General features: G+C 67.6%; 1 protein-coding gene and 2 pseudogenes. 1 reads left to right on the plus strand and 2 read right to left on the minus strand.

The features are described 5' to 3' along the window. Positions 1-20: 20 nt before the first annotated feature. A pseudogene (locus FNH08_RS47060) lies at positions 21-497 on the minus strand (transposase); the annotation flags it as partial. A 47-nt stretch (positions 498-544) separates the two neighbouring features. Here FNH08_RS47060 and FNH08_RS47065 point away from each other — a divergent pair. Next, entirely contained in the window at positions 545-2,644 is a 2,100-nt protein-coding gene (locus FNH08_RS47065) for an ISAzo13 family transposase (protein WP_152777997.1), read from the plus strand. Between the two features lie 15 nt (positions 2,645-2,659). Here the strand turns inward: FNH08_RS47065 and FNH08_RS47070 are convergent. Next, positions 2,660-3,430: pseudogene (locus FNH08_RS47070) on the minus strand (IS256 family transposase); the annotation flags it as partial. Positions 3,431-3,565 lie beyond the last annotated feature (135 nt).

The raw sequence follows: 3,565 nt of genomic DNA on the forward strand, positions 1-3,565 counted from the left end.
TCGGTGATCTCGGTTTGAGGCTATGCGGTGAGTTCGGTGGGCAGGGCGGTCTCGTCGGTTTCTGACTCGATCGGGTGGAGGCGGGCCTTGCCGAGCAGGTCGAGTCCCATGTAGCGGCGGGCCTCGGTCCACTCGTCGTTCTGCTCGGCCAGGACCGCGCCGACGAGCCGGATGACGGCGGTGCGGTCGGGGAAGATACCGACCACGTCGGTGCGACGCCGGATCTCCTTGTTCAGCCGTTCCTGCGGATTGTTCGACCAGATCTGCCGCCAGATCTCGCGCGGGAACGCGGTGAAGGCCAGCAGGTCGTGCTGGGCAGTGTCCAAGTGGGCCGCGGCTTTGGGGAACTTGGCCTCCAGGGCGTCCAGGACGTGTGCCATCTGGGCCCGGACCGCGTCGGTGTCGGGCTGTTCGAAAATGGTCCGCAGCAGCGTGGCCACCCACGGCTGGGCCGATTTCGGAACCTGGCTGAGCAGGTTGCGGGCGTAATGAAGCCGTAAAGAATCAAGGTGCTGCTTTACAGGGACAGGCTCGTTGTCAGGGTATGGCGGTTCCGAAGGAGATCTGTTCCCAACTCGAGTGCAGGTTCACGGTGTTGTTGCCGCACTTGAACGAGCGGCAGCGGCGGCTGGCCCTGGCTACCGAGGCCCGGCTGCTCGGGCACGGCGGCATACGGGCGGTAGCGCGGATCGCGCAGGTCAGCGAGACGACCGTGCGTCGTGGCGTATCGGAGCTGGAAGCGGGGGCCGGGCCGCTGGCGGACGGCCGGGTGCGTGCACCAGGTGGAGGCCGCAAGCGGGCCGAAGCCAACGATCCTGCCCTGCTCAAAGCCTTGTTGGCCCTGGTTGAGCCAGAGGAGCGGGGAGATCCTCAGTCTCCGCTGCGGTGGACGACGAAGTCGCTGCGCAACCTGGCCGAGGAGCTGACCCGACAGGGGCACCCGGTGTCCGCGCCGACGGTGGGTCGGCTGCTCAAGCAGGAGGGCTTCAGCCTGCAGGCGAACGTCAAGACCCTCGAGGGTGCCCAGCATCCCGACCGGGATGCCCAGTTCCGCTACATCAACGAGCAGGTCAAGCAGCACCAGGCCGACGGCGAGCCGGTGATCAGCGTAGACACGAAGAAGCGTGAGCAGATCGGACGGCTGCCCATGGCCGGCCGCGATTGGCGGCCCAGGGGCGAGCCGGTCGAAGTGGAGGACCATCACTTCTTCTTCAGCGGCCCGGACGTTCAGCAGGCGATCCCGTATGGGATCTACGACATCGCCCGCAACACCGGCTGGGTCAACGTCGGTGTCGACCACGACACGTCGGTCTTCGCGGTCGAGTCCATCCGCCGCTGGTGGCGCTGTCGCGGCAGCCTCGACTACCCGAAGGCGTCACGGCTGCTGATCACCTCGGACGCGGGCGGCTCCAATGGCTACCGTTACCGGGTCTGGAAGAGCGAACTGGCTGCCCTGGCCGCCGAGACGGGCCTGACGATCACGGTGTGTCACTTTCCGCCAGGCACAAGCAAGTGGAACAAAATCGAGCACCGGCTGTTCTCCCACATCACCCACAACTGGCGTGGCAGGCCGCTGACCAGCCACGACGTCGTTATCGAGACGATCGCCGCGACTCGCACCCGGGCTGGTCTGCGCGTCGAGGCCCACCTGGATCCCGGCGACTACCCCACCGGCATCGCGATCAGTAAGGACCGCTTCGCCGCGCTGCCGCTGGTCCGGCATGAGGTTCACGGCCAGTGGAACTACACCTTGGTGCCCGAACCCTCCGCGCCACAGGTGTCGCCAGCCGGCGAGGCACACGGCGTCGCCGATCGCCGCCGCGAGCTCCTCACCCGACTCGCGGACCCACGTCTGACCGGGCTGAATGGCACGGAACTCGCAGACCTATGCGCCGAGTTGGCCCCGCTGCAGGCCGCCCGGGCCCAGGAACGCTACAGCGAGCAGCGAGGCGGACGCGCCCGGCGCGCAACCGGAAACCAGCGGGCCAAGCCGCTGTTCGACGACGCCACCCGGGTGATGCTCACCCTCCTCTACCACCGCCAGGTCTGCTCGATGAAGCTGCTGGGCGACATGCTGGAGGTGACCCCCACCTGCATCGGCCACCTCGTCGCCGAGACCCGACGGGTCCTGGAGGACCACGGCCACCAGCCCGGCTACGCCCCCAGCCGGTTCACCACGGAGCAGACGCTGATGGTCTTCCTCGACACAGACAAGAGCCCGCCGCGCACCCAAATCATGGAGAGCCTGTCCCATCCGCGGCTTACCGGCATGTCCCGCACGGAGCTGGATGCACTCACTTGCCGCCTCGCCCCACGCCAGGTTGCCCAGGTCGAACGTGCCTCCTACCAGCGCCGGGGCGCCGATCGCCAGCCGGGCAGCCGCGGCGGCGTCTTCCCTCAGAAGCTCGGCGACAGAGAACGCGTCGTTGTCGCCATCCTCTACCTGCGGAAACTGTGCACCCTGGACGTCCTCGCCGACGTGCTGGGGGACGTGAGCAGGTCCTCGATCGGGAACGTCGTCCGCGAGATCCGGCCCCTGCTTGCCGAAGGCGGACTTCTCCCACCTCCGGCCACCACCCGCTACCGCACCGCCACCGAACTCCTTGCCGCCGCAGATGAAGAAACCGACACACCGACAAGTTGATTCTTTACGGCTTCAATGCGTGCGGCATCGCTGCCACGACGCGCCGGGCAGCACCGCGCCGATGGCGTCGACGAGGCCGGCGTGGGCGTCGGAGATGACGAGCTGGACGCCGGTCAGGCCGCGGGCGATAAGCGAGCGTAGGAAGGCGAGCCAGCCGGCGCCGTCCTCGGCGGTGGCGACGTCCAGGCCGAGGATCTCGCGGTGTCCGTCGGCGTTGACGCCCACCGCGATCAGCGCGTGGACGTTGATGATGCGGCCGCCCTCGCGGACCTTCTGGGTCAGCGCGTCCACCCAGACAAACGAGTAGGGCCCGGCATCCAGAGGCCGGTTGCGGAACGCGGCGACCTGCTCGTCCAGGTGCTTGGCCATCGCACTGACCTGTGACTTCGACAGCTGCGTGACGCCCAGGGACTCGGCGAGCTTCTCGACTCTGCGGGTGGAGACGCCGAGCAGGTAGGCGGTGGCGACCACCGAGATGAGGGCCTGCTCGGCCCTGCGGCGGCGTTCCAGGAGCCAGTGCGGGAAGTAACTGCCCTGGCGCAACTTGGGGATGGCCAGTTCGACGGTGCCGGCCCGGGTGTCCCACTCTCGTGGGCGATATCCATTGCGGTGGTTGACGCGTTCGTCGCTGACCTGCCCGTATTCGGCGTTGCAGAGGGCGTCGGCCTCGGCGGACATGAGCGCGTCGGCGAACGTTTTGACCATCGCGCGCAGCAGATCGGGACTCGCCGCGGCCAGGTTGTCCTCGGCGAGGGCGTGCAGCGGCAGACTGTCAGGTGCGGTCATCGTGCTGATCTCCTTCGAGCTTCGACAACTCGAAGATCAGCCGGTGGCCGTTCTTGTATCCGGACACTCACTCCGACGCCGGGACAAACGCCCGGATCAGGTGGGAGCCCGTACACCACTTCTCAGGACGCAACC

Source organism: Streptomyces spongiae, assembly GCF_009377185.1.
Lineage (GTDB): Bacteria > Actinomycetota > Actinomycetes > Streptomycetales > Streptomycetaceae > Streptomyces > Streptomyces spongiae.